Source organism: Polaromonas sp. YR568, assembly GCF_943371715.1.
In the GTDB taxonomy this organism is placed as follows: Bacteria; Pseudomonadota; Gammaproteobacteria; order Burkholderiales; family Burkholderiaceae_C; genus Polaromonas.
In genome coordinates, this window is sequence record NZ_CALRVW010000019.1 from 57,728 (window position 1) to 81,507 (window position 23,780).

General features: G+C 65.0%; 25 protein-coding genes. 15 read left to right on the forward strand and 10 right to left on the reverse strand.

Annotation, left to right across the window (positions count from 1 at the left end):
• Positions 1-6: 6 nt before the first annotated feature.
• Positions 7-3,168 carry an efflux RND transporter permease subunit gene (locus AAG813_RS14135; RefSeq protein ID WP_341916182.1) on the forward strand — a complete coding sequence of 1,054 codons (3,162 nt, stop codon included), beginning with the start codon at positions 7-9 and terminating at the stop codon, positions 3,166-3,168.
• A gap of 106 nt (positions 3,169-3,274) precedes the next feature.
• Here AAG813_RS14135 and rfaE2 read toward each other — a convergent pair whose 3' ends face one another.
• From rfaE2 to AAG813_RS14155, 4 genes are all read right to left on the reverse strand, one after another.
• Positions 3,275-3,781 (reverse strand): D-glycero-beta-D-manno-heptose 1-phosphate adenylyltransferase, encoded by a 507-nt coding sequence (gene rfaE2 / locus AAG813_RS14140; protein WP_341916183.1) that lies wholly within the window; start codon positions 3,779-3,781, stop codon positions 3,275-3,277.
• A gap of 9 nt (positions 3,782-3,790) precedes the next feature.
• On the reverse strand, positions 3,791-4,141 hold the full coding sequence (locus tag AAG813_RS14145; RefSeq protein ID WP_341916184.1) for a Rid family hydrolase: 351 nt from the start codon (positions 4,139-4,141) through the stop codon (positions 3,791-3,793).
• Positions 4,141-5,010, reverse strand: a complete 870-nt coding sequence (locus AAG813_RS14150; RefSeq protein WP_341916185.1) for a ferritin-like domain-containing protein — start codon at positions 5,008-5,010, stop codon at positions 4,141-4,143. The genes AAG813_RS14145 and AAG813_RS14150 overlap by 1 nt, the downstream gene beginning before the upstream one ends.
• A gap of 206 nt (positions 5,011-5,216) precedes the next feature.
• Positions 5,217-6,215, reverse strand: coding sequence for a MerR family transcriptional regulator (locus AAG813_RS14155; RefSeq protein WP_341916186.1), 999 nt, complete (start codon positions 6,213-6,215; stop codon positions 5,217-5,219).
• A gap of 126 nt (positions 6,216-6,341) precedes the next feature.
• On the opposite strand from AAG813_RS14155, the gene AAG813_RS14160 reads away from it, so the two are divergent.
• The 9 genes from AAG813_RS14160 (at position 6,342) to AAG813_RS14200 (ending at position 14,335) form a co-directional block, all read left to right on the forward strand.
• A complete protein-coding gene (locus tag AAG813_RS14160) occupies positions 6,342-6,938 on the forward strand; it encodes a glutathione peroxidase (protein ID WP_341916188.1) in 597 nt (198 codons plus the stop codon).
• Between the two features lie 348 nt (positions 6,939-7,286).
• A complete protein-coding gene (locus tag AAG813_RS14165; protein WP_341916191.1) occupies positions 7,287-8,612 on the forward strand; it encodes an FAD-dependent oxidoreductase in 1,326 nt (441 codons plus the stop codon).
• A complete protein-coding gene (locus tag AAG813_RS14170; RefSeq protein WP_341916193.1) occupies positions 8,609-9,376 on the forward strand; it encodes a DUF1365 domain-containing protein in 768 nt (255 codons plus the stop codon). Before AAG813_RS14165 ends, AAG813_RS14170 begins: the two co-directional genes overlap by 4 nt.
• A complete protein-coding gene (locus AAG813_RS14175; RefSeq protein WP_341916195.1) occupies positions 9,373-10,623 on the forward strand; it encodes a cyclopropane-fatty-acyl-phospholipid synthase family protein in 1,251 nt (416 codons plus the stop codon). Before AAG813_RS14170 ends, AAG813_RS14175 begins: the two co-directional genes overlap by 4 nt.
• A 20-nt stretch (positions 10,624-10,643) precedes the next feature.
• Positions 10,644-11,189: a chalcone isomerase family protein gene (locus tag AAG813_RS14180; RefSeq protein WP_341916197.1), complete on the forward strand. Its 546-nt coding sequence runs from the start codon at positions 10,644-10,646 to the stop codon at positions 11,187-11,189.
• Positions 11,186-12,472 carry an MFS transporter gene (locus tag AAG813_RS14185; RefSeq protein WP_341916199.1) on the forward strand — a complete coding sequence of 429 codons (1,287 nt, stop codon included), beginning with the start codon at positions 11,186-11,188 and terminating at the stop codon, positions 12,470-12,472. Before AAG813_RS14180 ends, AAG813_RS14185 begins: the two co-directional genes overlap by 4 nt.
• Entirely contained in the window at positions 12,469-13,029 is a 561-nt protein-coding gene (locus tag AAG813_RS14190) for a DUF3833 domain-containing protein (RefSeq protein WP_341916201.1), read from the forward strand. Before AAG813_RS14185 ends, AAG813_RS14190 begins: the two co-directional genes overlap by 4 nt.
• An 87-nt stretch (positions 13,030-13,116) precedes the next feature.
• Complete coding sequence (locus tag AAG813_RS14195; protein WP_341916203.1) at positions 13,117-13,887, forward strand: SDR family NAD(P)-dependent oxidoreductase; 771 nt, start codon at positions 13,117-13,119, stop codon at positions 13,885-13,887.
• Positions 13,888-13,894: 7 nt separating this feature from the next.
• Entirely contained in the window at positions 13,895-14,335 is a 441-nt protein-coding gene (locus AAG813_RS14200) for a nuclear transport factor 2 family protein (RefSeq protein ID WP_341916205.1), read from the forward strand.
• A 79-nt stretch (positions 14,336-14,414) separates the two neighbouring features.
• Here the strand turns inward: AAG813_RS14200 and AAG813_RS14205 are convergent, their stop codons facing one another.
• Positions 14,415-15,041, reverse strand: coding sequence for a glutathione S-transferase C-terminal domain-containing protein (locus tag AAG813_RS14205; protein WP_293593146.1), 627 nt, complete (start codon positions 15,039-15,041; stop codon positions 14,415-14,417).
• Positions 15,042-15,218: 177 nt separating this feature from the next.
• Between AAG813_RS14205 and purB the strand changes: the two genes are divergently transcribed.
• The gene (gene purB / locus AAG813_RS14210; RefSeq protein ID WP_341916208.1) at positions 15,219-16,607 is read left to right on the forward strand and encodes an adenylosuccinate lyase; all 1,389 of its coding nucleotides are present in this window, start codon (positions 15,219-15,221) and stop codon (positions 16,605-16,607) included.
• On the opposite strand, the gene AAG813_RS14215 is transcribed toward purB, so the two are convergent.
• Together AAG813_RS14215 and AAG813_RS14220 are read right to left on the reverse strand one after the other, a co-directional pair.
• The gene (locus AAG813_RS14215; protein WP_341916209.1) at positions 16,604-16,912 is read right to left on the reverse strand and encodes a DUF2007 domain-containing protein; all 309 of its coding nucleotides are present in this window, start codon (positions 16,910-16,912) and stop codon (positions 16,604-16,606) included. The two genes, purB and AAG813_RS14215, sit on opposite strands and share 4 nt — an antisense overlap.
• Positions 16,913-16,997: 85 nt before the next feature.
• Complete coding sequence (locus AAG813_RS14220) at positions 16,998-17,426, reverse strand: DUF3717 domain-containing protein (RefSeq protein ID WP_341916211.1); 429 nt, start codon at positions 17,424-17,426, stop codon at positions 16,998-17,000.
• A 462-nt stretch (positions 17,427-17,888) separates the two neighbouring features.
• On the opposite strand from AAG813_RS14220, the gene AAG813_RS14225 reads away from it, so the two are divergent.
• The 3 genes from AAG813_RS14225 to AAG813_RS14235 are packed head-to-tail and all read left to right on the forward strand — an operon-like array spanning position 17,889 to position 19,482.
• Positions 17,889-18,623, forward strand: a complete 735-nt coding sequence (locus AAG813_RS14225; protein WP_341916212.1) for a TerC family protein — start codon at positions 17,889-17,891, stop codon at positions 18,621-18,623.
• 25 nt (positions 18,624-18,648) lie between these two features.
• Positions 18,649-19,098, forward strand: coding sequence for a hypothetical protein (locus AAG813_RS14230; RefSeq protein WP_341916214.1), 450 nt, complete (start codon positions 18,649-18,651; stop codon positions 19,096-19,098).
• A gap of 33 nt (positions 19,099-19,131) precedes the next feature.
• Positions 19,132-19,482, forward strand: coding sequence for a phage holin family protein (locus AAG813_RS14235; protein ID WP_096696957.1), 351 nt, complete (start codon positions 19,132-19,134; stop codon positions 19,480-19,482).
• Here the strand turns inward: AAG813_RS14235 and AAG813_RS14240 are convergent.
• Complete coding sequence (locus tag AAG813_RS14240) at positions 19,441-21,042, reverse strand: M48 family metalloprotease (protein ID WP_341916217.1); 1,602 nt, start codon at positions 21,040-21,042, stop codon at positions 19,441-19,443. The genes AAG813_RS14235 and AAG813_RS14240 overlap by 42 nt on opposite strands.
• 171 nt (positions 21,043-21,213) lie before the next feature.
• Here AAG813_RS14240 and moaC point away from each other — a divergent pair, with 171 nt between their 5' ends.
• Positions 21,214-21,702, forward strand: coding sequence for a cyclic pyranopterin monophosphate synthase MoaC (moaC, locus tag AAG813_RS14245; RefSeq protein ID WP_341916218.1), 489 nt, complete (start codon positions 21,214-21,216; stop codon positions 21,700-21,702).
• Here moaC and AAG813_RS14250 read toward each other — a convergent pair.
• A complete protein-coding gene (locus AAG813_RS14250) occupies positions 21,699-23,324 on the reverse strand; it encodes a Wzy polymerase domain-containing protein (RefSeq protein WP_341916220.1) in 1,626 nt (541 codons plus the stop codon). The two genes, moaC and AAG813_RS14250, sit on opposite strands and share 4 nt — an antisense overlap.
• A gap of 49 nt (positions 23,325-23,373) precedes the next feature.
• Positions 23,374-23,780 (reverse strand): GDP-mannose 4,6-dehydratase (locus AAG813_RS14255; protein ID WP_341916222.1); only part of this gene is annotated, 407 nt, incomplete at its 5' end.

Genomic DNA, 23,780 nt, shown 5'->3' on the forward strand with positions numbered 1-23,780 from the left:
GCGACCATGAACGTTTCCTCCTGGTCGATCAAGAACCCGATCCCCGCGATCATGCTGTTCGTGCTGCTGAGTTTTGCCGGCATGTTGTCGTTCAAGGCGATGAAGGTGCAGAACTTTCCCGACATCGACCTGCCGACCGTCAGCGTCTCGGCCTCGCTGCCGGGCGCCGCGCCGGCGCAGCTCGAAACCGAGGTCGCGCGCAAGCTCGAGAACTCGATCGCCACGGTGCAGGGCCTCAAGCACATCTACACCAAGGTGCAGGACGGCGGCGTCACCATCACGGCCGAGTTCCGCCTCGAAAAGCCGGTGCAGGAAGCCGTCGATGATGTGCGTTCGGCGGTGGCGCGCGTGCGTTCCGACCTGCCCGGCGATGTGCGCGACCCGATTGTCAGCAAGGTGGAGCTGGCCGGCCAGCCGGTGCTGGCCTTCACCATCAGTTCGCCGCGCATGGATGACGAGGCGCTGTCCTGGTTTGTCGACAACACGGTGGCGCGCAGGCTGCTGGCCGTGCGCGGCGTGGGCGCGGTCAACCGCGTGGGCGGCGTGACGCGTGAGGTACGTGTGGCGCTCGATCCCTCGAAGCTGCAGGCACTGGGCGCCAGTGCCGCCGACATCTCGCGCCAGCTCAAGCAGGTGCAGACCGAAAGCGCCGGCGGCCGCACCGACCTGGGCGGCAGCGAGCAGCCGGTGCGCACCTTGGCCACCGTCAAGTCGGCGCAGGAGCTGGGCCACCTGGAGCTGGCGCTCAGCGACGGCCGGCGCATCCGGCTCGACCAGGTGGCCACGGTCAGCGACACCGTTGCCGACCCGCGCTCGGCCGCGCTGCTCGACGGCAAACCCGTCGTCGGTTTTGAAGTGGCGCGCAGCCGCGGCGAAAGCGAGGTCACGGTGGGTGCTGCGGTGCAGGTGGCGCTGGCAGAACTCAAGCTGCAGCATCCCGACCTGGTGCTGACCGAAGCCTTCAACTTCGTCAAGCCGGTCGAGGAAGAATACGACGGCTCCATGGCCCTGCTCTACGAGGGCGCGCTGCTGGCCGTGCTGGTGGTCTGGCTGTTCCTGCGCGACTGGCGCGCCACCTTTGTCTCGGCCGTGGCGCTGCCGTTGTCGGTGATTCCGGCCTTCATCGGCATGTACCTGCTGGGTTTTTCGATCAACGTGGTGACGCTGCTGGCACTCTCGCTGGTGATCGGCATCCTGGTCGACGATGCGATTGTCGAGGTGGAAAACATCGTGCGCCATCTGCGCATGGGCAAGACACCCTACCAGGCGGCGATGGAGGCGGCCGACGAGATCGGTCTGGCGGTGGTGGCCACCACCTTCACGCTGATCGCCGTGTTCCTGCCGACCGCGTTCATGAGCGGCGTGGCCGGCAAGTTTTTCAAGCAGTTCGGCTGGACCGCCTCGCTGGCGGTGTTCGCCTCGCTGGTGGTGGCACGTGTCCTCACGCCCATGATGGCGGCCTACCTCCTCAAGCCCATCGTCGGCGACCACAAGGACCCGGGCTGGATGAAGCTGTACATGCGTGCCGCCGCCTGGTGCCTCAAACACCGCGTGACCACCATGATCGCCGCCACGGTTTTTTTCATCGGCTCCATCCTGCTGATTCCGCTGCTGCCCACCGGCTTCATTCCACCGGACGACAACTCGCAGACGCAGGTGTATATCGAGTTGCCACCCGGCTCCAGCCTGGCGCAGACCAAGGCGTCGGCCGAGCAGGCGCGGCAACTGGTCAGCAAGGTCGAGCATGTGCGCAGCGTCTATACCACCATAGGCGGTGGCAGCGCGGGCAGCGACCCGTTTGCCATGTCGGGGGCGGCCGAGACGCGCAAGGCCACCTTGACGGTCCTGCTGACCGAACGCACGGAAAGGCCGCGCAAGCAGGGCATTGAAAACAAGATGCGTGCCGCCCTGGAAGCCCTGCCCGGCGTCCGCACCAAGGTCGGTCTGGGGGGTTCCGGCGAGAAATACGTGCTGGTGCTGACCGGTGAAGACCCGGTGGCCCTGCAGGCCGCCGCGCTGGCGGTGGAAAAAGACCTGCGCACCGTGCCTGGCCTGGGCAGCGTGGCATCCACCGCCAGCCTGATCCGGCCCGAGATCGCCGTGCGGCCCGACTTCGCCCGCGCGGCCGACCTCGGCGTGACGAGCGCGGCCATTGGCGAGACGCTGCGTATTGCGACCCTGGGGGACTACGACGTGTCCTTGCCCAAGCTCAACCTGCCCGAACGCCAGGTACCGATTGTGGTCAAACTCGACGATGCGGCACGCCAGGACCTCAGCGTTCTCGAGCGCCTCTCGGTGCCGGGGACCAAAGGCCCGGTGATGCTGGGCCAGGTGGCGACGCTGGAGATTGCCGGCGGGCCGGCCATCATCGACCGCTACGACCGCTCGCGCAATGTCAACTTCGAGATCGAGCTGTCGGGCCTGCCGCTGGGCGACGTGACCAAGCTGGTTCAGGAGTTGCCTGCGGTGAAGAACCTGCCGGCCGGCGTCAAGGTGGTGGAAATCGGCGACGCGGAAGTCATGGGCGAGCTGTTTGCCAGCTTCGGCCTGGCCATGCTGACCGGCGTGCTCTGCATCTACATCGTGCTGGTGCTGCTGTTCAAGGACTTCCTGCACCCGGTGACGATTCTGGCCGCCTTGCCGCTGTCCCTGGGCGGCGCCTTTGTCGGCCTGCTGATTGCGCAGAAGAGTTTTTCCATGCCCTCGCTGATCGGCCTGATCATGCTGATGGGCATCGCGACCAAGAACTCCATCCTGCTGGTCGAATACGCCATCGTGGCGCGGCGCGGCAACGACGGCAGCAACGGCCACCCGGTGGTGGCGCCGATGTCACGGCGAGATGCCCTGCTGGACGCCTGCCACAAGCGGGCCCGGCCCATCATCATGACCACGCTGGCCATGGGCGCCGGCATGATGCCGATCGCCTTCGGCTTCGGTGCGGCCGACCCGAGCTTTCGCTCGCCGATGTCGATTGCCGTGATCGGCGGACTGATCACCTCCACGGTGCTGAGCCTGCTGGTGGTGCCGGCGGTGTTCACTTACATCGACGACATCGAACATGGCATCCGGCGCCTGGTCAACCGGCTGCGCGGCCGCAAGGAAGTGCCCGAGGCTGGGCAGGCGACGCTGGCGGCCGAGGCGAAGCCGGCGCAGTTGCCGGCGCCCTGAGCAAGCGGCCGTCCCCGTTCGGATGTGTGCAAAAATGGCCCGCATCCCTTACCGTACGGGCGCTACCAGCTATTGAATTTATAGCGATTCGGACGCTGGAGCAGGCTCAGGGGGCCTGGCGGATCTTGCGCACCAGCGCGCTGGTCGAGTAGCCGTCGACAAACGGAATCGCCAGCGCCTGGCCGCCGTAGCCACGGACCACCGCGGTCTCGGCGAGGGTGTCCATGTCGTAGTCGCCGCCCTTGACCAGGATGTCGGGTCTGAGTTCGGTGATCAGTTCCAGCGGCGTGTCCTCGTCAAACCAGGTGACCAGGCTCACCGATTCGAGCGCCGCCATCAGCACGGCGCGGTCTTCCTCGTTGTTGAGCGGGCGGTCCGGTCCCTTGCCGAGGCGCCGCGCCGACGCATCGGTGTTGAGCGCCACCACCAGGCTGGCGCCCAGCGCACGCGCCCGGGCCAGGTAAGTCGCATGGCCGCGGTGCAGCACGTCGAACACGCCGTTGGTGAACACGACAGGCCGCGGCAGGGCCGCAACACGCTGCGCAGCCTGCGCGCGGGAAACGATTTTTTGCGTGAACAGGGGAGAAGAAGGGGGAGGGGATGCGCCTTGCATCACGCCACTTTAACGGAAGGCCGTCGCCACCATCTCGACCAGCAGGCCGCCGTCGAGCTGCGCGCCCACCACGGCACGCTGCGGCCAGGTCGCGCTGTCTTCGCCAATCCATTCGCGCCAGGCGGCATCGAGCTGTTTTTTGTACTGCAGGTCGCTCAGGAAAATCTGCACGCTGAGCAGGCTGGCGCGGGACGCGCCGACGTGGCTCAGGTGCGCGTCAAGCATGGCCAGCGTCTGCGCCAGTTGCCCGGAAAAATCCAGCCCGGCATCACGCGCATTGGCCACCGCAAACACCTGGGCGCCCCGGGCGACGACGCGGCTGCGGCCGCCCGACGCGCTGGGCCACCGGACGTCGGGCATCAGGCGCCGGTCGCCACCGGTGGTGGTGCGACCGATGCCGCGATTTCCCTGCTCAGTTCCTTGCGGTAGCGGTTGAGCTCCTGCACGGTCTTGAAACTCTGGTTCATCAGCAGGCTCATGTTGTGCAGGATGCGTTCGACCACCTTGCCTTCCCAGACGGCGTCGAAATCGATCTGCTTGTCCAGCCAGTGCTCCAGCCACTCGGGGTTGGGCAGGCGCGACTGGATGGTGTCGCGCGGAAACAGGGCCTTGTTGACGTGCAGGTTGGTCGGGTGCAGGGCCTGCGCGGTGCGGCGGGCGCTGGCCATCAACACGCCGACCTTGGTGAAGGCGGCCTTGGCGTCGTTGCCGAAATTGTTGATCGCGCGTTTCATGTAGCGCAGATAGGCGCCGCCGTGGCGTGCCTCGTCCTGGCTGAGCTGGGTGTAGATCTGTTTGATGACCGGTTCGGTGTGCCATTCGCTGGCGCGCCGGTACCAGTGGTTGAGCCGGATCTCGCCGCAGAAATGCAGCATCAGCGTCTCCAGCGGCGGGGCCGGCTCGAACTCGAAGCGCACGTCGTGCAGCTCTTTTTCGGTCGGGGCCAGTTCGGGGCGAAAGCGCCGCAGGTACTCCATCAGCACCAGCGAGTGTTTCTGCTCTTCAAAAAACCAGATCGACATGAAGGCGGAAAAGTCGCTGTCGTCCTTGTTGTCGCGCAGGAACATCTCGGTGGCCGGCAGCGCCGCCCACTCGGTGATGGCGTTCATCTTGATGGTCTGCGCCTGCTCATCGGTCAGCTTGGACGCATCGAAACTTGCCCAGGGAATGTCCTTGTCCATGTCCCAGCGGACGGATTCGAGCTGTTTGAAAAGTTCTGGATAAAGCATACGCACTCCTGACGCGGCACACACCGCAGTAGATTCAAATCTGATTTTAGGGGCTGAATGTGACAAGCCTTTTCAAGCGGGCTTTTCAGCCCCCCTTTCATGCGGGGCTCAGCGGATGGCGCGATCGGCACACCTCTTCCATCCTTCTACACCCTTGCGCCGGCCTTGGGTAGCGGCCAACGCCGACAGCAAGAAGGCATAGCACCTCAGGACTGCATCTGGCGCCAGCGCTGGAGTTCCGGCTCGATCGCGGCAAAGCTGTCCAGCACCCGCACACCCGGCAGGCTGCGGCGCTGCAGCACAGGGCAGGCGCCCCCGGTCCAGATCTCGACCGCTGGCGGCAACAGGGCGCGCAAATCGCCCAGCCCCTGCGTCACCTCCTTGGGGTTGAGGCTGGCGCTGAAGCTGAGCACCACGATGCTGACCCCGTGCGCCAGCACCGCCCGGGCGATCTCGGGCACCGGTGTCTGCACGCCCAGGGACAGGCAGTGGCAGCCCTGCAGCGCCAGAAAGGTTTCGGCCATCAGCAGCCCCAGCCCGTGCGACTCTTGCGGAAACGTGGTCAACAGCACCCGCGGTGATGCGGCGGCGCCCGTGCCCAGGCTGCTGATGGCCTGGCGCAGCACGGCCGTGACCGACTCGGTGTAGAAATGCTCCTCGAAGATTTCCAGCTGCCCGTCCATCCAGGCGTCACCGATCAGGGTGTTGAGCGGCGCCACCAGCGTGCTGACGAAAGACGCCGGGCCCAAGGCCTGCACGGCGGCAGCCAGGGTCTGGCGCAGGCCCAGCGCGTCGTGGCGCTTGACCAGCTCAAAACAGGCCTGGATCTGCAGCGCGGCAGCGCCGCCTGCCGACGGTTCGCCCGCTGCCACGGCGGCCTCGCCGCGTTGACCCTGCGGCCGCTTCTTGTTGCCGCCGGGCTGGCGGCCCAGGGCCTGCAGCTCGGCATGCGGCAAACCCACCACCTGCCCGGGCCGGTGCCCGGTGTCCAGCAGGCGTTTGATCAGCCGCAGCTGCTCGAGCTGCTCGCGTGAATACAGGCGCTCGCCGTGAGCGTCGCGGCCAGGCACGGGAAAGCGGTAGCGACGCTCCCAGACCCGCAAGGTGTCCTTGGACAGACCGGTGTCACGCTCGACCGCGGCAATCGTGAAGCCGGGGGCCGACACGTCGGCCGGACCGGGCAGGGAGGGATCGGGGGATGGCATGCTTGAATCTGGTCGGGCCCCCACTGCGTATTTTTTTTGCAGTCAGGGCCAGTTTTCCGGTAGTTTGAGCCTGTTGCGCACAGACTGCGCAACCAAGCCTTCCATTATTCAACAGCGAGCAAGATCATGAAGCACCCGTTCCTCAAACCCTGGCTGCTGCTGGCACTGCTGGCCGGCATGGCGGCCCTCACACCCGTCCGCGCGGCCACCCCCGGCACGGCTGCCGCCCCCAAGGCCCCCGCCTGTGCCCCCTTGCTGCAACACAGCTTCCTGCGGCTGCAGGACGAAAAGCCCCAGTCCCTGTGCCAGTACAGCGGCAAGGTGCTGGTGGTGGTCAACACCGCCAGCTTCTGCGGTTTCACCCGCCAGTACGAGGGCCTGGAGGCGCTGTATGCCCGTTACCGCGACCAGGGCCTGGTGGTGCTGGGCTTTCCGTCCAACGACTTCTCCCAGGAAAGCGGCAGCAACAAGGAGATTGCCGATTTCTGCGAAAACACCTTTGGCGTGAAATTTCCGATGTTCGTCAAGTCCGGGGTGTCCGGCAAAACGGCCAACCCGCTGTTCCGGCAGCTGACCGAGAAGACCGGCCAGAGGCCACGCTGGAACTTCCACAAGTATGTCGTGGCGCGCGATGGCCAGCGTGTCACCAGCTTCAACACCGCCACCGACCCCAAAGACCCTGCCTTCCTGAAGGACATCGAAGAGAAGCTTTTAGGCAAATAATTACCAATCGGTAATAATTTAACCATCAAGTCTGTTTTAGAACTTAGCGGACAACACGCTTCTCCACACAACCCCACCACATCTCCACTTGATCCATGTCTTCCGCGACGTTAACGAATTTTTACACCCACCAGCTGGCCCAACCCGGGAACTGTGGGCAGGCTCGCGGACTCACAACCTTGTCGGCACTGGCGCGCGAGCGTAGCGTCGACAGTCACTGTTTTTTGTTGCGAAGACTTCCGGCCGCTCGCGGTCAGGTTGCAATCCCGGGGCGGTTCTCCTCCTCCTCCCTCCCTCCCTTGTTCGCATCGGGGCGCTTCGCAACATTTTTATCTTCCGGGCTGTGAGATGAGCTCTCCAGCCCGCCCCAAGGTCGCCATTGTCGGCTCCGGCATTTCCGGACTGGCGGTCGCCCACGCCTTGCGGGGCCAGGCCGAGCTCACCTTGTTCGAGGCCGGCAGCTATTTTGGCGGCCACACCCACACGGTCGACATCACGCTGCCCACGCCGCAGGGCCCGGTGACCCACGGCGTGGACACCGGCTTTCTGGTCTTCAACGAACGCACCTACCCCCACCTGATCCAGCTGTTTGCCGAGCTGGGCGTGGCCACCGCCAAGTCGGACATGTCGTTTTCGGTGAAGATCCCGGGCGCCGGAAAAAGCGGCGCCCTCGAGTGGAGCGGCTCCAGCCTGAACACGGTGTTCGCCCAGCGCGGCAACCTCCTGAACTGGAAGTTCTGGCGCATGCTCCGCGACATCATGCGTTTCAACCGCACGGCCACGGCGCTGGCCGAAAGCGGCGCGGAAGCCGCCATGATGCAGCCGCTCGGCGACTTCCTGCGCGAGGGCCGATTCTCGGCCGAGTTCCGCGACTGGTATTTCCTGCCCATGCTGGGCTGCATCTGGTCCTGCCCCACCGACCAGATGCTGCAGTTCCCGGTGGCCACCATGATCCGCTTCTGCCACAACCACGGCCTGATCCAGGTGGCCGACAGGCCGCAGTGGTGGACGGTGACCGGCGGCGCCCGCCACTACGTTGACAAAATCGTGGCCGGCATCGCCGACAAACGCCTGAACACACCGGTGCGCGGCATCGTCCGCGATGCGCTCTCGCCTCATGGCGGCGTGCGCGTGCTGACCGACGGCGCCGACGAGCAGTTCGACAAGGTCGTGCTGGCGACCCACTCCGACCAGTCGCTGGCCCTGCTGCAAAACGCCAGCAGTGCCGAGCGCACGGTGCTGGGCGCCATCAGCTACCAGCCCAACCGCGCCGTGCTGCACACCGACACCTCGATGTTGCCCGCCAGCAAGCTGGCCTGGGCGGCCTGGAACTACGAACGTGCGCAGGACCCGCAGCGCGAGTCGACCCGGGTGTGCCTGCATTACCTGCTGAACATGCTGCAACCGCTGCCGTTTACCCAGCCGGTGGTGGTGTCGCTGAATCCGGCGGCCCCGATTGCGGCTGAACACATACTCGGTGACTTCGACTATGCCCATCCGGTGTTTGACGCGGCGGCCATCCGCGCGCAAAAGGAGCTGCCGGGACTGCAGGGCCTGCAGCACAGCTATTTCTGCGGCGCCTGGACCGGTTATGGTTTTCACGAAGACGGCCTGAAATCCGGGCTGGGCGTGGCAAGGCAGCTGTTGAAGGATCTGGCGGGAGTCGCGCCATGAACGCCAGCCCCGCACAGGCCTTGATCGGTTTCGGCGAGGTGCGGCATACCCGCCTCAAACCCGCGGTCAACACCTTCAACTACCCGACCTATTTCCTGATGCTGCCGCTGCGCAGCCTGCAACAGAATGGCAATGGCGCGCTGGCGCGCAACCGCCGCGCGGCCTTGAGCTTTTTTGACCGCGACCATGGCGAGGGCGGCGACAACTGCCTGGCCTGGGTCGATGCGCTGCTGGCGCGGGAGGGCATCACCGACGCCGCGGGCGAGGTCTGGCTGCATACCTACCCGCGCGTGTTCGGCCACACCTTCAAGCCGGTCAGCTTCTGGTATTGCCACAACGCGGGCGGCACGCTGCGCGCGATCGTCGTCGAGGTCAACAACACCTTTGGTGAACGCCATTGCTACCTGCTCGACCAGCCGCGTTATGGCCAGGAACTGCAGGCCGTCAAGGTGTTTCACGTCTCGCCGTTCTGCACGCTGGACGGCTTTTACCGCTTCCGTTTCATGCGGGTCAGCAACGACGGCATCGAAAAGACCGTGGCCCGCATCGACTACGACGACGCATCGGGTCCGCTGCTGCAAACCAGCGTCGCCGGCACGCTGCAGGTCCTGAGTGCGGCGACGCTGCGCAAAGCCCTGTGGCGTTATCCGGCGATGACGCTGGGTGTGGTCGCCCGCATTCACTGGCAAGCCTTCAAGCTCTGGCGCAAACGTGTGCCCTTTGTCAGCAAACCCCCAACTCCCGAAGTATTCGTGACGCGATGAACACTGCCAGCAACTCCCCGACTTCTTCCGCCAACGGCGCTTCATTCGCCCTGCCCAGCGGCGCCCCGGCCGCGGCACGCACGGCCTTCAAGCTGCTGTCACGCCTCAAGCACGGCACGCTGACCCTGCAGCTGCCCGACGGCAGCATGCAGCGCTTCGGCTCGGGCGAGGCGCCCACGGCCAGCCTGCGGCTGGTGAACTGGAAGGTCTGCAGCGCCGCGCTGCGTTCGGGCGACATCGGTTTTGCCGAAAGTTTCATCGCCGGCGACTGGACCACCCCGCACCTGACCGAGCTGCTGCGCGTGCTGATCGTCAACCGCAAGGAAGTCGAGGACGTGATCTATGGCACCTGGCTGGGCCGGCTGGCCTACCGCGTCAAGCACCTGCTCAACCGCAACACCAAGGCCAACAGCCAAAAAAACATCCACGCGCACTACGACCTCGGCAATGCCTTTTACGAGTTGTGGCTGGACGGCACGATGAACTATTCGTCGGCGATTTTCGTGACGCCGCAGACCTCGATGAAGGATGCGCAGCACGCCAAGGTCAGGCGCGCGCTGCGCATGGCGGGCGTGCAGCCCGGCGACCGGGTGCTGGAAATCGGCTGCGGCTGGGGTGCGCTGGCCGAAATGGCCGCCACCGAATTTGATGCCTCCGTCGTCGGCGTGACGCTGAGTACCGAACAGCTCGCCTGGGCGCAACAACGCATGACCCGCGTGGGCGCAGCCGACAAGGCCGACCTGCGCCTGCAGGACTACCGCGACATTGGCCAAACCAGCGGCGATGCGCCGTTTGACGCGATCTGCTCGATCGAGATGGTGGAAGCCGTCGGGCGCGAATACTGGCCCACCTACTTTCAGGCGGTGGCGCGTCTGCTCAAGCCCGGAGGCTACGCCTGCGTGCAGAGCATCGTGATTGCCGACGAACTGTTCGAGCGCTATGTCACCTCGACCGACTTCATCCAGCAGTACATCTTTCCGGGCGGTTGCCTGCCCTGCCCGACCGAGTTCCGCGCCCAGGCGCGCGCCGCCGGGCTCGAGGTGATCGACGAGTTTTCGTTTGGCCAGGACTACGCCCACACGCTCAGGCTGTGGCGCGAACAGTTCATGGCGCAAGAGTCACGGGTGCTCCAACTCGGGTTTGACAAAAGGTTCATCCGCATATGGGAGTTCTATCTGGCTTATTGCGAAGCGGCTTTCGCCGAAGCCAACACCGACGTGGTGCAGTACACGCTGCGCAAGATCTGACAGGCGCGCTGCTGCTGGCGTTGGCGCTGGGCATAGGCGCCGCAGCGCCGGCGGCCGCGCAGACCGGTACCGAAGCCGTGGCGGGCAGCGCCAGGCCACCGGAACTACTGGAGGTCCTGCCACAGGGGAAATTGCTGGGCGGCGGCCGTCTGCGTGTTTTCGGCTTTCAGGTGTACGACGCCCGGCTGTGGGCGGCGCCCGGCTTCCGCGTGGACAGCTTTGCCAGCCAGGCGCTGGCGCTGGAGCTCAGCTACCTGCGCGCCTTTGAAGGCCAGGCGATCGCCGAACGTTCGATCACGGAAATGCGCCGCGCCGCGCCGGTCAACGACGACCTCGCGGACCAGTGGCTGGCCGCGTTGCGCAGGGTGCTGCCCGATGTCAAAAAAGGTGATCGCATCATGGGTGTGCACCGGCCCGGGGTCGGTGCGGTTTTCTGGCTCAATGGCAAGCCGCTGGGCGAGATCCGCGATGCGGAGTTTGCCAAACGCTTCTTCGGCATCTGGCTGGCACCCGGCACCTCGGAACCCGGCCTGCGCAATTCGCTGGTGGCCGGAGCCGGCTCGTGACCCCTGCGGTTCCCCCGGGGGCATTCGGCACCCGCAATGGCTTGGCCTACGGGTTGCTGGGCCTGCCGCTGGCCTTTGTGGCCCTGCCGCTGTATGTGATTCTGCCCAACCACTACGCCCGTGAATTCGGCGTGCCGCTGGCCACGCTGGGTGCGGTGCTGCTGGGCGCGCGCCTGTTCGACGCGCTGATCGATCCCCTGCTGGGCCGCCTGAGCGACCGCCTGTTTGCACGCTCGGCCAGGGCGGTGCTGGGACTGGGCGCCATCGCCGCGCTGGTGCTGGCCCTGGGCTTTGCGCTGCTGTTTTTTCCGCTGGTGAGTGCACCCTCGGCACTGGTGGTCTGGGCCAGCCTGATGCTGATGCTGACCTATGCCGGCTACAGCGCGCTCAGCGTGTCGCACCAGTCCTGGGGCGCGATGCTGGGCGGCGACGAACGCCAGCGCAGCCGCATCGTGGCCTGGCGCGAGGGCCTGGGCCTGGTCGGCGTGGTGCTCGCGTCGATCACGCCGGTCGTCTTCGGGTTGCCCGCCAGCACCGCTTTGTTTTTTGTGGCCCTGACGGTTGGCTGGCTGGCCTGGGCGCGCGCCGACCGGCCGGTCGCGCGACAGGCAAGCGCCGGCCCGCACGCGGCGACTTCAATCTGGCTGCCGTTTCGCCAGCCGGGCTTTCGCCGCCTGCTCGCGGTGTTTCTGCTCAACGGCACGGCCAGTGCAGTGCCGGCGACCCTGGTGCTGTTTTTCATCCAGGACCGGCTGCAGGCGCCGGCCAGCCAGGAGCCGCTGTTTCTGGGCAGTTATTTCGTCAGCGCAGCCCTCTCCATCCCGCTGTGGCTGGCGCTGGTCAAACGCATCGGGCTGGCGCCCACCTGGCTGCTGGGCATGCTTCTGGCCATTGCCACCTTCGGCTGGGCGACACAGATAGCGGCCGGGGACACCGCGGCGTTCGTGATCGTCTGCGCGCTGTCCGGCATCGCGCTGGGCACCGACCTGGCACTGCCAGGCGCACTGCTGGCCGGCGTGATCCAGGCCAACGGCCAGTCGGGTCGGGCCGAAGGCGCTTACTTTGGCTGGTGGAACTTCGCCATCAAGCTCAACCTGGCGCTGGCCGCCGGCCTGGCGCTGCCGCTGCTCGGCCTGTTCGGCTACGCCCCGGGCGCACGCGACGCGCAGGCGCTCAACGCCCTGCTGGTGGCGTATTGCGTGTTGCCCTGCCTGCTCAAGCTGGCCGCTGCGGCCTGCCTGTATTTTCTTGTCATCAAACACCCACAAGGGGTCCACCCATGAAGCACTTTCTCTACAGGAGCGCCGCCGCGCTCGCCTTGTCCCTTCCCCTGCTGGCCGGTCTGGCGGGCTGCGCCGGCCCCCAGATCAGCGACTACGCCGCCGAAAAGCCGGTGCTCGACATGCGCCAGTATTTCAACGGCACGGTCGATGCGTACGGCGTGTTCACCGACCGCTCCGGCAAGGTCGTCAAACGTTTCACCGTGGTCATGACTTGCAGCTGGCAAGGCCCGCCGGGTGCCGAGACCGGTGTGCTCGACGAAGCCTTCACCTACTCCGACGGCAGCACCGACCGCCGGGTCTGGACGCTCAAACGCACGCCCGACGGCCGCTACACCGGCACCGCCGCCGACGTGCTGGGGGAAGCCACCGGCGAGGAAAAGGGCAATGCCTTCCGCTGGGGCTACACGCTCAAGCTGCCGGTGGACGGCCGCGTGATCGAGGTGCAGTTCGACGACTGGATGTACCTGATGAACGACAAGGTGCTGCTGAACAAGGCGGTCATGAGCAAGTTCGGCGTGCGCCTCGGCGAGGTCACGCTGTCGTTCGTGAAACGCTGAACAGGCCTCAGAACTTCAAGCAAAATCGGCCTGCAGCCCTTTACCCGTCTGCGTCAACAGCTATCATTTTTATAACAAAGCATCACCATGCCGTATAACCCTCCCCTTCACGACTGGCACGGAAAAACCGTGTGGCTGGTCGGCGCCTCCAGCGGTATCGGCCAGGCCACGGCGCATGCGTTGCATGAGGCCGGCGCCAAAGTGGTGGTGTCCGCCCGCAATGGCGCAGCGCTGGAAGCCTTTGTGGCCGCCCATCCCGGCGCGCAGGCCCTGGTACTCGACGCGTCGGACGCGGTGGCCGTGAAAACCGCGGCACAGTCGCTGCTGGCCCAGGGGCCGCTGGACCTGATGATGTATTGCGCGGGTTATTACAGGGAACAGCGAGCCACCGGTTTTGACCTGGCGGACATGCTTAGGCATCAGCAGGTCAACTACGTGGGCGCCCTGTATGTGCTGGACGCAGTCTTGCCCGCCATGCTGCAGCGCGGCAGCGGTCACCTCAGCCTGGTCGGCAGCGTGGCCGGTTACCGCGGCCTGCCGCAAAGCCTGGCCTACGGCCCGACCAAGGCGGCGCTGATCAACCTGGCCGAAACCCTGTACCTGGACCTGCAGGCCAGCGGCGTGGGGGTGAGCCTGGTCAACCCGGGGTTTGTCGAAACACCGCTGACCGCCGGCAACCAGTTCAGCATGCCGGCGCTGATCAGCCCGGCCCAGGCGGCGACCGAGATTCTGGCCGGCTGGGCGCGGGGCCAGTTCGAGATCCACTTTCCGAAACGCTTCACGCTCTGGATGAAAACCCTGCGCGTCCTGCCCTACGCGCTGTATTTTCCGGCGATTCGCAAATTCACCGGCCTGTGAGCACCCCATGAACCCAAGCCCACATGCCCAGGTCGAATCACTGGTGCATTTTTTTGAGACCCTGAACCCGGCCGGTGTTGCGCGCATGGGCGAGTTCTATGCGGCCGATACCTGGTTCAAGGACCCGTTCAACGAAGTGCAGGGCCTGGCGCAGGTGCAGCACATCTTCAGCCACATGTACGTGGCACTCGACCGGCCGCGTTTTGTGGTGACGGCGCAGGTGGTTGAGGGCCGTCAGTGTTTCCTGACCTGGAACTTCGAGTTCTATTTCAGGCGGCGCGGGCCCCAGCAGTTGCAGACCATACGCGGCGCCTCGCACATCAGCTTCAACGAGGCCGGCCTGGTGGTGCGCCACCGCGACTACTGGGACGCGGCCGAAGAGTTGTATGAAAAGCTGCCGCTGCTGGGCAGCCTGATGCGCTGGCTGAAAAAGCGCGCTGGCAGTTAGCCCCCACGGTCGCTCCTGTTTTTATAGCTGCTTACGCCCACCAGCAAAGGGCTACGGGCCTTTTTATTCCTGAATCGGTTCAGGAAGGCAGGGTGTCGACAAAACTCGGACGCTGCGCCAGCTTGTCATACAGCCGGGTCAGGTTGGGGTGGGGCGTGCGCCAGTCGATCTGCGGAAAACGGAAGTCCAGGTAACCGAGCGCGCAGCCGACGGCGATGTCGGACAGGCTCAGGTGAATGCCGCTGCAAAAAGGCTTGTCGCCCAGGCCCGTGCTCATGGCCCGCACGGTCGTATCGATCTTGTCCATCTGGCGGTCGATCCAGGCCTGGCAACGCTGCTTGTCGTCGCGGCCGGCCCAGGTGGCCTCCAGCCGGGCCAGGATGGCCGCGTCGAGCAGGCCGTCGGCCAGTGCTTCCCAGGTTTTCACCTCGGCGCGTTCCCGGCCCTGCACCGGAATCAGCTTGCCGACCGGCGACAGGGTGTCCAGGTACTCGACGATCACGCGCGAATCAAACACGGCTTCTTCCGACCCGTTGGCGCCTTCCATGACCAGGCAGGGCACCTTGCCCAGCGGATTGGATTCGGACATGGTCGTGCCCGCGGCCCAGACGTCTTCAATGACGAACTGGTAGTCGAGCTTTTTTTCCGCCATCACGATGCGCACTTTGCGCACATAAGGGCTGCCGTAGGATCCAATGAGTTTCATAGTCAATCTTTTATCGATGGCCCGGGGGCTTGGAAGTCGCGATACCGTAAGCCAAATAGCTTAGCAGGCCCCAGCCGATTGCATTCTATCGAGTATGCGTCGGCACGGCCTGCCACGCGGAAAAAACGGGGTAACCTGTCCGCAGCGGCGCCAGGCCAGCCGCCTACAATGTCGCCCATGAACCCGTCCACCAGCTTCTCCATCACCGCCCTGTCCCCCCTGGACGGCCGCTACGCCGCCAGACTCGCCCCCCTGCGGCCGCTGATGTCGGAGCTCGGTTACATGCACCGCCGCGTCCAGGTGGAAGTCGCCTGGTTCATCGCGCTGTCGGACGCTGGGTTTGCCGAATTCAAGCCGCTGACCCCTGGCGCGCGCACCTACCTGCTTGGACTGGTCAAGCATTTCTCCGAGACCGATGCGGTCGCGATCAAGGAGATAGAAAAAACAACCAACCACGACGTGAAGGCGGTCGAGTACTGGATCAAGTCGAAGTTCGAGGCGCGGCCGGAGCTGCAGGCTGCCGCCGAGTTTGTGCATTTCGCCTGCACCAGCGAGGACATCAACAACACCAGCCATGCGCTGCAGATCAAAAGCAGCCGCGAGCAGGTCCTGCTGCCGGCGCTGGACAAGGTCATCACGCAACTGCGCGTGATGGCGCACCTGCATGCCGACGAGCCCATGCTCAGCCGCACCCACGGCCAGACCGCCAGCCCGACCACCGTCGGCAAGGAGATCGCCAACGTGGTGGCCCGCCTGATGGTGGCGCGTGATCGGGTGGCCGGCGTGCAGCTGATGGCCAAGATGAACGGCGCGGTCGGCAACTTCAATGCCCACCTCGCGGCCTGGCCTGATTTCGACTGGGAGGCGCTGAGCCGGCGTGTCATCGAGTCGCCCGAGCCACTGGGCCTGGGCCTGAGTTTTCAGCCCTACAGCATCCAGATCGAGCCGCACGACTACATGGCCGAGCTGTTCGACGCGGTGGCACGCACCAACACCATCCTGATCGACTTTGCACGTGATGTCTGGGGCTATGTCAGCGTGGGTTATTTCAAGCAGCGCCTGAAGGACGGGGAAATCGGCTCGAGCACCATGCCGCACAAGGTCAACCCGATTGATTTCGAAAACGCCGAAGGCAACCTCGGCCTGGCCAATGCGCTGCTGCGCCACATGAGCGAGAAACTGCCCGTCAGCCGCTGGCAGCGCGACCTGACCGACAGCACCGTGCTGCGCAACATCGGCGTGGCCTTCGGTTATGCCGTGCTGGCCTACAGCTCGATGAGCACCGGACTGGGCAAGCTCGAGCTCAACCGTGAAGCCCTGGCCGACGACCTCGATGCCTCGTGGGAAGTGCTGGCCGAGCCGATCCAGACGGTGATGCGCCGGTACGGCGTGCAGGGCGCTTACGAAAAACTCAAGGAAGTCACACGCGGCAAAACCGTGACGGCCGAAGCGCTGCACGGACTGATACGCTCGCTGGAGATTCCGGACGCGGAAAAAGACCGCCTGCTGGCCATGACCCCGGCCAGTTACACCGGCAAGGCCGCGGAACTCGCCAAACGGATCTAGACGGGCGCCGGCATGTCGGCGCCACACGACCAGCACTGCTCGAAGCCGCCTTCCACCATTTCACCGCAGGCGCACAGCCAGCGGCGTTGCGGCAGGTTCTGCAGGCTGTGCAGCAAGGCCTCGGCGCGCGGCTTTTCGTGGTCGTGGGTCAGCCAGACTTCGGGCTGGCACTGGTCGGGCGGCAACTCTCCCGCCACGCTGCCGAGAAAATAACGCTGCACCGTGGCCGAAAAACCGGCCTGCTGCAACACATCGGCCCAGAGCGCCGCGATGGCAATGTTGGGGGCGCGGGCCAGTCGGAGCATGGGATCAGTTTACTCCTGAATTGATAGCTGTCTGCGCATGCGTCACAAGGGCCAAGGGCCAAAAACGCTTAAAAAAATAGACGTTTCAGACCGATTCCGGCTTGTCCTTCTTTTCCAGCGCGCGATCGGCATAACGGCCAAAACGCCAGGCCGTGTCTTCCTGCGTGATGCGCCGCCAGGTCCCGCGCTTGGCGGCCGGGCTCATTTCGGGCCAGCGCTGCACCTCCTCGAAGGTGCGCCCACAGCCCTTGCACAGCTCGTCACCCTGGCTGGTCGAGCAGATGGCAATGCAGGGCGTGTCGGCGGTCGTGTCGTACCAGGCGCGCCAGGCCGCCATGGCCCGGGGTGGAAAACCGGCCTCGTCGGCCTCCTCCTCGCGGTAAAACACCAGCAGGGCGTACACCTCGGCCAGCGCACGCAGTTCGGGCGCGAGCGTGATGCCGTCGAGCGACGGTTTTTTCTCGCGCCAGTAGTTGATGGCCGCTTCAATGTCGGTGATGTGGATGCCAGGCATGCGGGGGCGGTGCAATCGGAAAAGGAGAAGTGGAGGCTAAAAATGGGCCGCCGCTCGAAGCGGCGCCCGCTATTTCCGGCTGGGCCGTGAATGATAGGCCAAGCCCGCAGCCTTCTGCGGCACCGGGCCTTTTTCGGGGTTACCGCAGCCGGACTTTGCAAAAAAGCGCGGTTTGTTGTCAAATATGGGGGTTCCGAAGGGGAGTAACTCCCTCATCTGGCTGCGCCGGAATTTTTCCCGCCGCCGGACGTTCAGCAAGTCGTCATTACGAAGTTCCCACTTCCGGCTTGTTGGGCATGCAGCACAACTGCATGTCGAGCCAGACCTTCGATCGAAACCTGACCAGGTTTGATCGAGGCGTCGCAGCAACCACTCCGCCCCTCACCGACCTGTCCGGTTTTAACGAAGCCCGGAAATCCGCCTGCCGGATTTCCATGTTGCAACCTGACGTGAAAGTGTGAAATGGAATTATTCTCAACGCCCTGGTGGTCGGCCCTGCTGGCGATCATCCTCATCGACCTGGTGCTGGCCGGCGACAACGCGATCGTGATCGCGCTGGCCGCGCGCAACCTGCCACCCCACCTGCAGAAAAAAGCCATTGCCTGGGGCACGGTGGGGGCCATTGCCGTGCGCTCTGTCATGACCGTGGGCGTGGTCTGGCTGCTGAAGATTCCCGGCCTGATGCTGGTCGGCGGCCTGGGCCTGCTCTGGATCGCCTACAAGCTGCTGGCCGACCAGGGCGACAAGGAGCACGACGGCCCGGTGGCCAGCACCTTCTGGGGCGCGATGAAAACCATTGTGGTCGCCGATGCACTCATGGGTGTGGACAACGTGCTGGGCGTGGCAGGTGCCGCCCACGGCTCGTTTGACCTGGTGGTCATCGGTTTGCTGGTCAGCATCCCCATCGTGGTGTTCGGCAGCACCATGGTGCTCAAGCTGGTCGAACGTTTTCCCATGATCATCAACATAGGCGCTGCGGTGCTGGCCTTCACCGCCGCCAAGATGATTGTGAGTGAGCCCCTGCTGGACCCGGTTTACGGTGGCCCGGGCTCGCTGCCCGCGTCCGCCGCCCTGAACACCGCCGCGCAGTGGGGCACCTACGCCCTGGCCGTGGCCGGTGTCCTGGGCGCAGGCTGGTGGGTCACGCGCCGTGCCAGGGCCATGCAGCCCGGCAAAGCCGTGGCCGACCACACCTGACAACGACCCCGGCCGGAGCAAGCTGATGGACACCACGATTGTTTATGTCGACGAAGCCGCGCATGCGCTGGGCATGCTGGCACCCCTGCTGCAATCCGGCCAGGCGCACACGCCGACGCGCTGGATCGTGGTGGGCTGCGCGCCGCGCATCACGCACCGCGTCAGCAAGTGGGTCACGCACAGCGCCCGCGAAAGCTGGCGCGGCAAGTGGGCCGAAAAAGTTTTTGCGCAAATCGTCCCGCTGTTGCAGGCCTCCGGCGACCCGGTCGTCACCCACCTGGCATGCGGCCCGCTCGATGAGTTCACCGCCGCCTTGCGGGCACGGCATGGCGAGGGACGTCTGGTGGACGCGCGCCGGCCCCGGTCCGCGGCGGACCTGCAAGCGGCCCCCGGGGCGAACACCATCGAGCCGCGCGGCGTCTGGAGCTTTGCCGCCATGCTGGCCGGCTCCGGCCTGCTGTTGACGGCGGATTAGAACGTTGCAGACCGCGGTGGTATTCTTGGGCGCATGAAACTCATCGTCAAATGGCTTTGCAGCGCTGCCGCCTTGCTGGCGGTGGCTTATCTGTATTCCGGTGTGACCGTGACCAGCTTCCCGGCGGCGCTGCTGGCAGCAGCGGTGCTGGGCGCGCTCAACACGGTGGTGCGCCCTCTGCTGGTGTTGCTGACCCTGCCGGTGACGCTGGTGACGCTGGGGCTGTTCCTGTTTGTCATCAACGCCCTGATGTTCTGGGCCGCCGCCGGCCTGCTCAGCGGCCTGCATGTCACCGGGTTTGTCGCCGCCCTGATCGGTTCGCTGATCTACTCGGTGCTGCAGCTAGCGATCGAGTTTCTCCTGGAGCGCCTGCTCCCGAAGTAGCTGGTCGATCTCGCGTGCCCGCGTGTCGATGATGGACGCATCGATGTAGTTGCTGGCCGCCGCGCCGGCGTCGCGGCCGCTGCGCATCAGGTCCTGCGCGGCCTTGAAACGGTCGCGGGCCGCAGGGTAGTCCAGCTGGGCCACCCGGCTCTCGGCATCGGCCCGGATCGCCCGCAACGTCTGCCCCTGCTGTCCCCAGGCCGTCGCCAGCAATTGCCAGGCGATGGCATCTTTCGGATGGGTGGTGACCCAGGGTTGCAGGGCGCCTGAGACCTCCTGCGCCCGACCTGCCGCAAGATCCGCCCGGGCCTGCAGCAGCAGGGCCGCCCGGCTGCGTGTGTCGCCCAGCTTCGGCACACCCGCCGTGTTGCCGGCAGCCAGCTCGATCTCCAGCGCCAGCCACTCCACCGGATCAGCCAGGGGTGTCTTGGCGGGCACGGCCGCCTTGAGTTTGCCCACCAGGCTGCGCGCCAGGGCGTGGTCGCGCAGCCGGCTTGCCGCCAGGGCGCCGCCATACAGCGCACCGGCGTCGCGCGGTGTCCATGCCGCATTCGCCGCGCCGGCGAGTGACACACGCTGCGCGTCAGCCACCATCGGCCGCAAGCCATCCACGCCGGGATCGGCCAGCACACGCGCCCGCGCCGCCATCAAAGCGTGCAGCGTGCGTGCACCGCCCGGCTCTTCGCTGGCGCCCTTGGGCGCTGAGCTCTGCCCGCCCTCCAGTTGCAGCCGGCCCTTGATCTCGGCAATACGCTCGGTCGTCAGCGGGTGGCTGCGCAGGTAGGGAAAAGCACCGTTGTCATTGAGCCGCGAGGCCTGCTGCAGCTTGTCGAACATGCTGGCGAAACCCTGCTTTTCGAAGCCGGCGTCGGCCATCACGCCAAAGCCGACCCGGTCGGCTTCGCGCTCCATGTCGCGCGAAAAATTGAGCTGGTTCTGCACGGCCAGCGCCTGCCCGCCGGCAATCGCTGCATTGGCGGCGTCCGGGCTTTTGTTGGCGGCCAGGGCGCCGAGAATCATGGCCGCGATCAGCCAGGGCATTTGCTGGTTCTGCTTGCTCATCAGGCGAGAAATGTGCCGCTGCGTCACGTGGCTCAACTCGTGCGCCAGCACCGAGGCCAGTTCGTCGCGGGTGGCCACCGCGCCTATCAGCCCCAGATGCACACCGAGATAACCCCCCGGCAAGGCAAAGGCGTTGATGCTGCGATCGCGGATCTGCATGACGTCCCAGGCAAAGCGCTCGTCCAGTTCGGGACCCAATTCGCCGCGGGCGCGCGCGGCCGTCATCAGCGGCTGCCAGATGCCCTGCAGGTAGTCACCCAGCACCGGATCGTCCAGGTAGTCGGGGTCGCGGTAAATGCTGGCAGCAATGCGGTCGCCGAGCCGCCTTTCCGCACTGGCGGACAACTCCGAGGTGTCACCCAGCGCCGGCAGCGCGCCGCTGGGCCGGACGGGCGTCTGGGCCTGCGCCAAGCCGTGCGACGCTATGAAAATACTAGCGGCTAGCGCAATGCAGCCAAGGGCAGAATGCCTGTTTGACTTGAAAAAAGATGGCGGCATGAAGGGGTATAAAACGAGGGGTTGAGATCCAGCAAAACTGTCCAATACTTGTCGCGGCCTGGCCGGCCACCCAATCGTTGGGCCACCTGCCGACCTGTGACTTTCCCGAACGTGCGTGAATGCACCAGTGCATCTTATGATGATGGATGCTTGTAAAGGTTCTGTAACAGTATGACCACGACTTCACCGCTGACACATTTCGACGCCGCAGGGCAGGCGCACATGGTCGATGTGGCCGCCAAACCAGCCACCCACCGGGTGGCGGTGGCGCAAGGCCGCATCACCATGAACCCTGCCACGCTGGCCATCATCCTGGAAGGCACAGCCAAAAAAGGCGACGTGCTCGGCATCGCCCGAATTGCCGGCATCGTGGCGGCCAAAAAAACCAGCGACCTGATTCCCCTGTGCCACCCGCTGGCGCTGACCCGTGTGGCGATGAATTTCAGCCCCGACACCGCCAGCGCCAGCATCGTTTGCCAGGCGACGGTGGAAACGGTCGGACCGACCGGTGTGGAGATGGAGGCCCTGACCGCGGTCCAGGTGGCCCTGCTGACGATTTATGACATGTGCAAAGCCGCGGACCGCGGGATGACCATGACGGATATCAAGCTGCTGGAAAAACATGGCGGCAAGTCGGGAAGTTTTATCGCGACTTCCTAGTCACGTTCACGGTCAATCTTCGGGTCGCCCAGGCCGTTGGTATGGCGCCATTTTTTGTAGTCTTCGGGAAACGCAGCGCGATACCGGACAAGGTGCAGCAAAGCGTCCTCGTCACGCCCCAGCATGACAGCGCTTTCAATCACCTTTTCAATCACCCGGGGCTCCGGCGAGTAGTGCAGCAAGGCAGTGGCAGTGTCGAATGTCCACCGCGCGTTGGCGGGCTGGAGCGAGGTGGTTGTCAGCTCCGCAAACAGCACCTGGTTCCGGAAAAGCCACGATCCCCGAACCTTGTCCAGCGTGTCGTCACGGTAGGCCGGATCACGCGACTGCGGCGCCAGGTAGAGCTGGCTGATGCGGTGGTAATCCCATGCGGCATACGCCACCGCCGCCAACAACGCTGTCGCCGCGGCAAGCCGAATCGCAGCTCCCACACTCGCTCGCGCGTATTGACCTGAGCCCGCTGTCCGTTCTCGCGGCGCTGGCCACAGCATCCACACGCACAGCCCGAACGCCATCTGGAAGGGCCCGTACCACAGTGGATATTCCAGCATGCTGTGCAGCATGATGACGGCCAGCACACCCCAAGCCATCTGCCGGGTCGGATCCGTTTCACGCCAGGGCCTGGCACGCCAGACGACCCAGCCTGCACCACCACACACAGCCACGGCCAACGGAATGCCCAATTCCACGGCCAGGTGCAGCGGCAGGTTGTGGGCGTTGTCCAGGATGTCGCAGAAACGCGCGCCGGGGTAAAGCGTCATGTAGTGCGCATAATCCAGTTCGCCCCAGCGCCAGCCGAACCAGGGCTTTTGCGCAATCAGATGCAAAACGTTGGACCAGAGCGTGAGACGGCTGGCACAGGCCGGGTCACCGGCGCGCAGACGGGCGACCATGCCATGGCCCATCAGGTCGAGCCCGGCCAACCAGGGCAGTGCCAGCGTGGCCACCGCATAGGCCAGCACAGCTCCCAGCAGCACGCGGCGAACTACGGGCTGGCGCCACCCGCCCCAAACCCAGCACAGCGCGCACAGCAAAACCAGCTGCAACAGGCCGGTTCGCGACGAGGACGCCGCGTTACCGGCTGCCAGCAGGCTTGCCGCCAGCAGAGGCAGCCATAGAGAACGCCCGGCGGAGCGGCCACTCACCGCCAACCAGACCAAGGCGCCCAAAGCGATATTGGTCAGGCTGGCGAATTGATTGCGCTGGCGCAGGTTGGCGAAGGCCTCACCTGCCCGAGCAGAATTTACCCATGAGCCAAAGACATCGCCGATGCTGAAATATTGCATCAATCCGATAGCGCTACTCAATACACCTGCTACTAGCCAGGCGCCGGCGACGGGTCGCATGACGCAGCCATCGCGTGTTGCGTGAACACCTGTTCCTGCAAAGACACAAAGAATGCCTACGGCCAAAACAATGGGGAGGACTTGACTGGACGGGGTCTGGGCACCTGCGAGCAACGTCAGCAAGGTAACGCCGCCCACCGAAACCAGCGAAAGAGCTGACACCGGCATCAAACCTAGCAGCCATGCGGCACAGAAAAGCGTCACGAGCCATGGCAGCACCGCCGGCGATGGACCGGCCGCCCACGGGTTCAGCCAAGGAAAGGTCAGGCAGGCCAACACGGCCACTCCCAAGGCTACCTCACGGCAACGAACCGAACTGCCTGTGTCAGTCATATCCACGCGGATACAGACATTGCCAGCGCCAGGCATCCCGGCACATTTCCTCCAAGCCATGCTTGGCCTGCCAGCCCAGGAGCCGATGCGCCAGCGAAGGATCGGCAAAGTACCTTGCGACATCGCCAGGTCGGCGCGACACCACCTGATAAGGCACATCCACGTTATTGACGCTCTCGAAAGTGTCAATCAACTGTTTGACGCTGGTCCCTTGCCCAGTGCCCAGATTGACCGTGAAATCGCTTCCTCCATGCATCAAATGCCTTAGCGCTGCTACATGGCCAGAAGCGATATCCTGAATGTGAATGTAGTCACGGATACATGTTCCATCAGGTGTCGGATAGTCTGCTCCAAACAGCGACAGACTGTCACGCAGACGCGCCGCCGCTTGGGCGACAT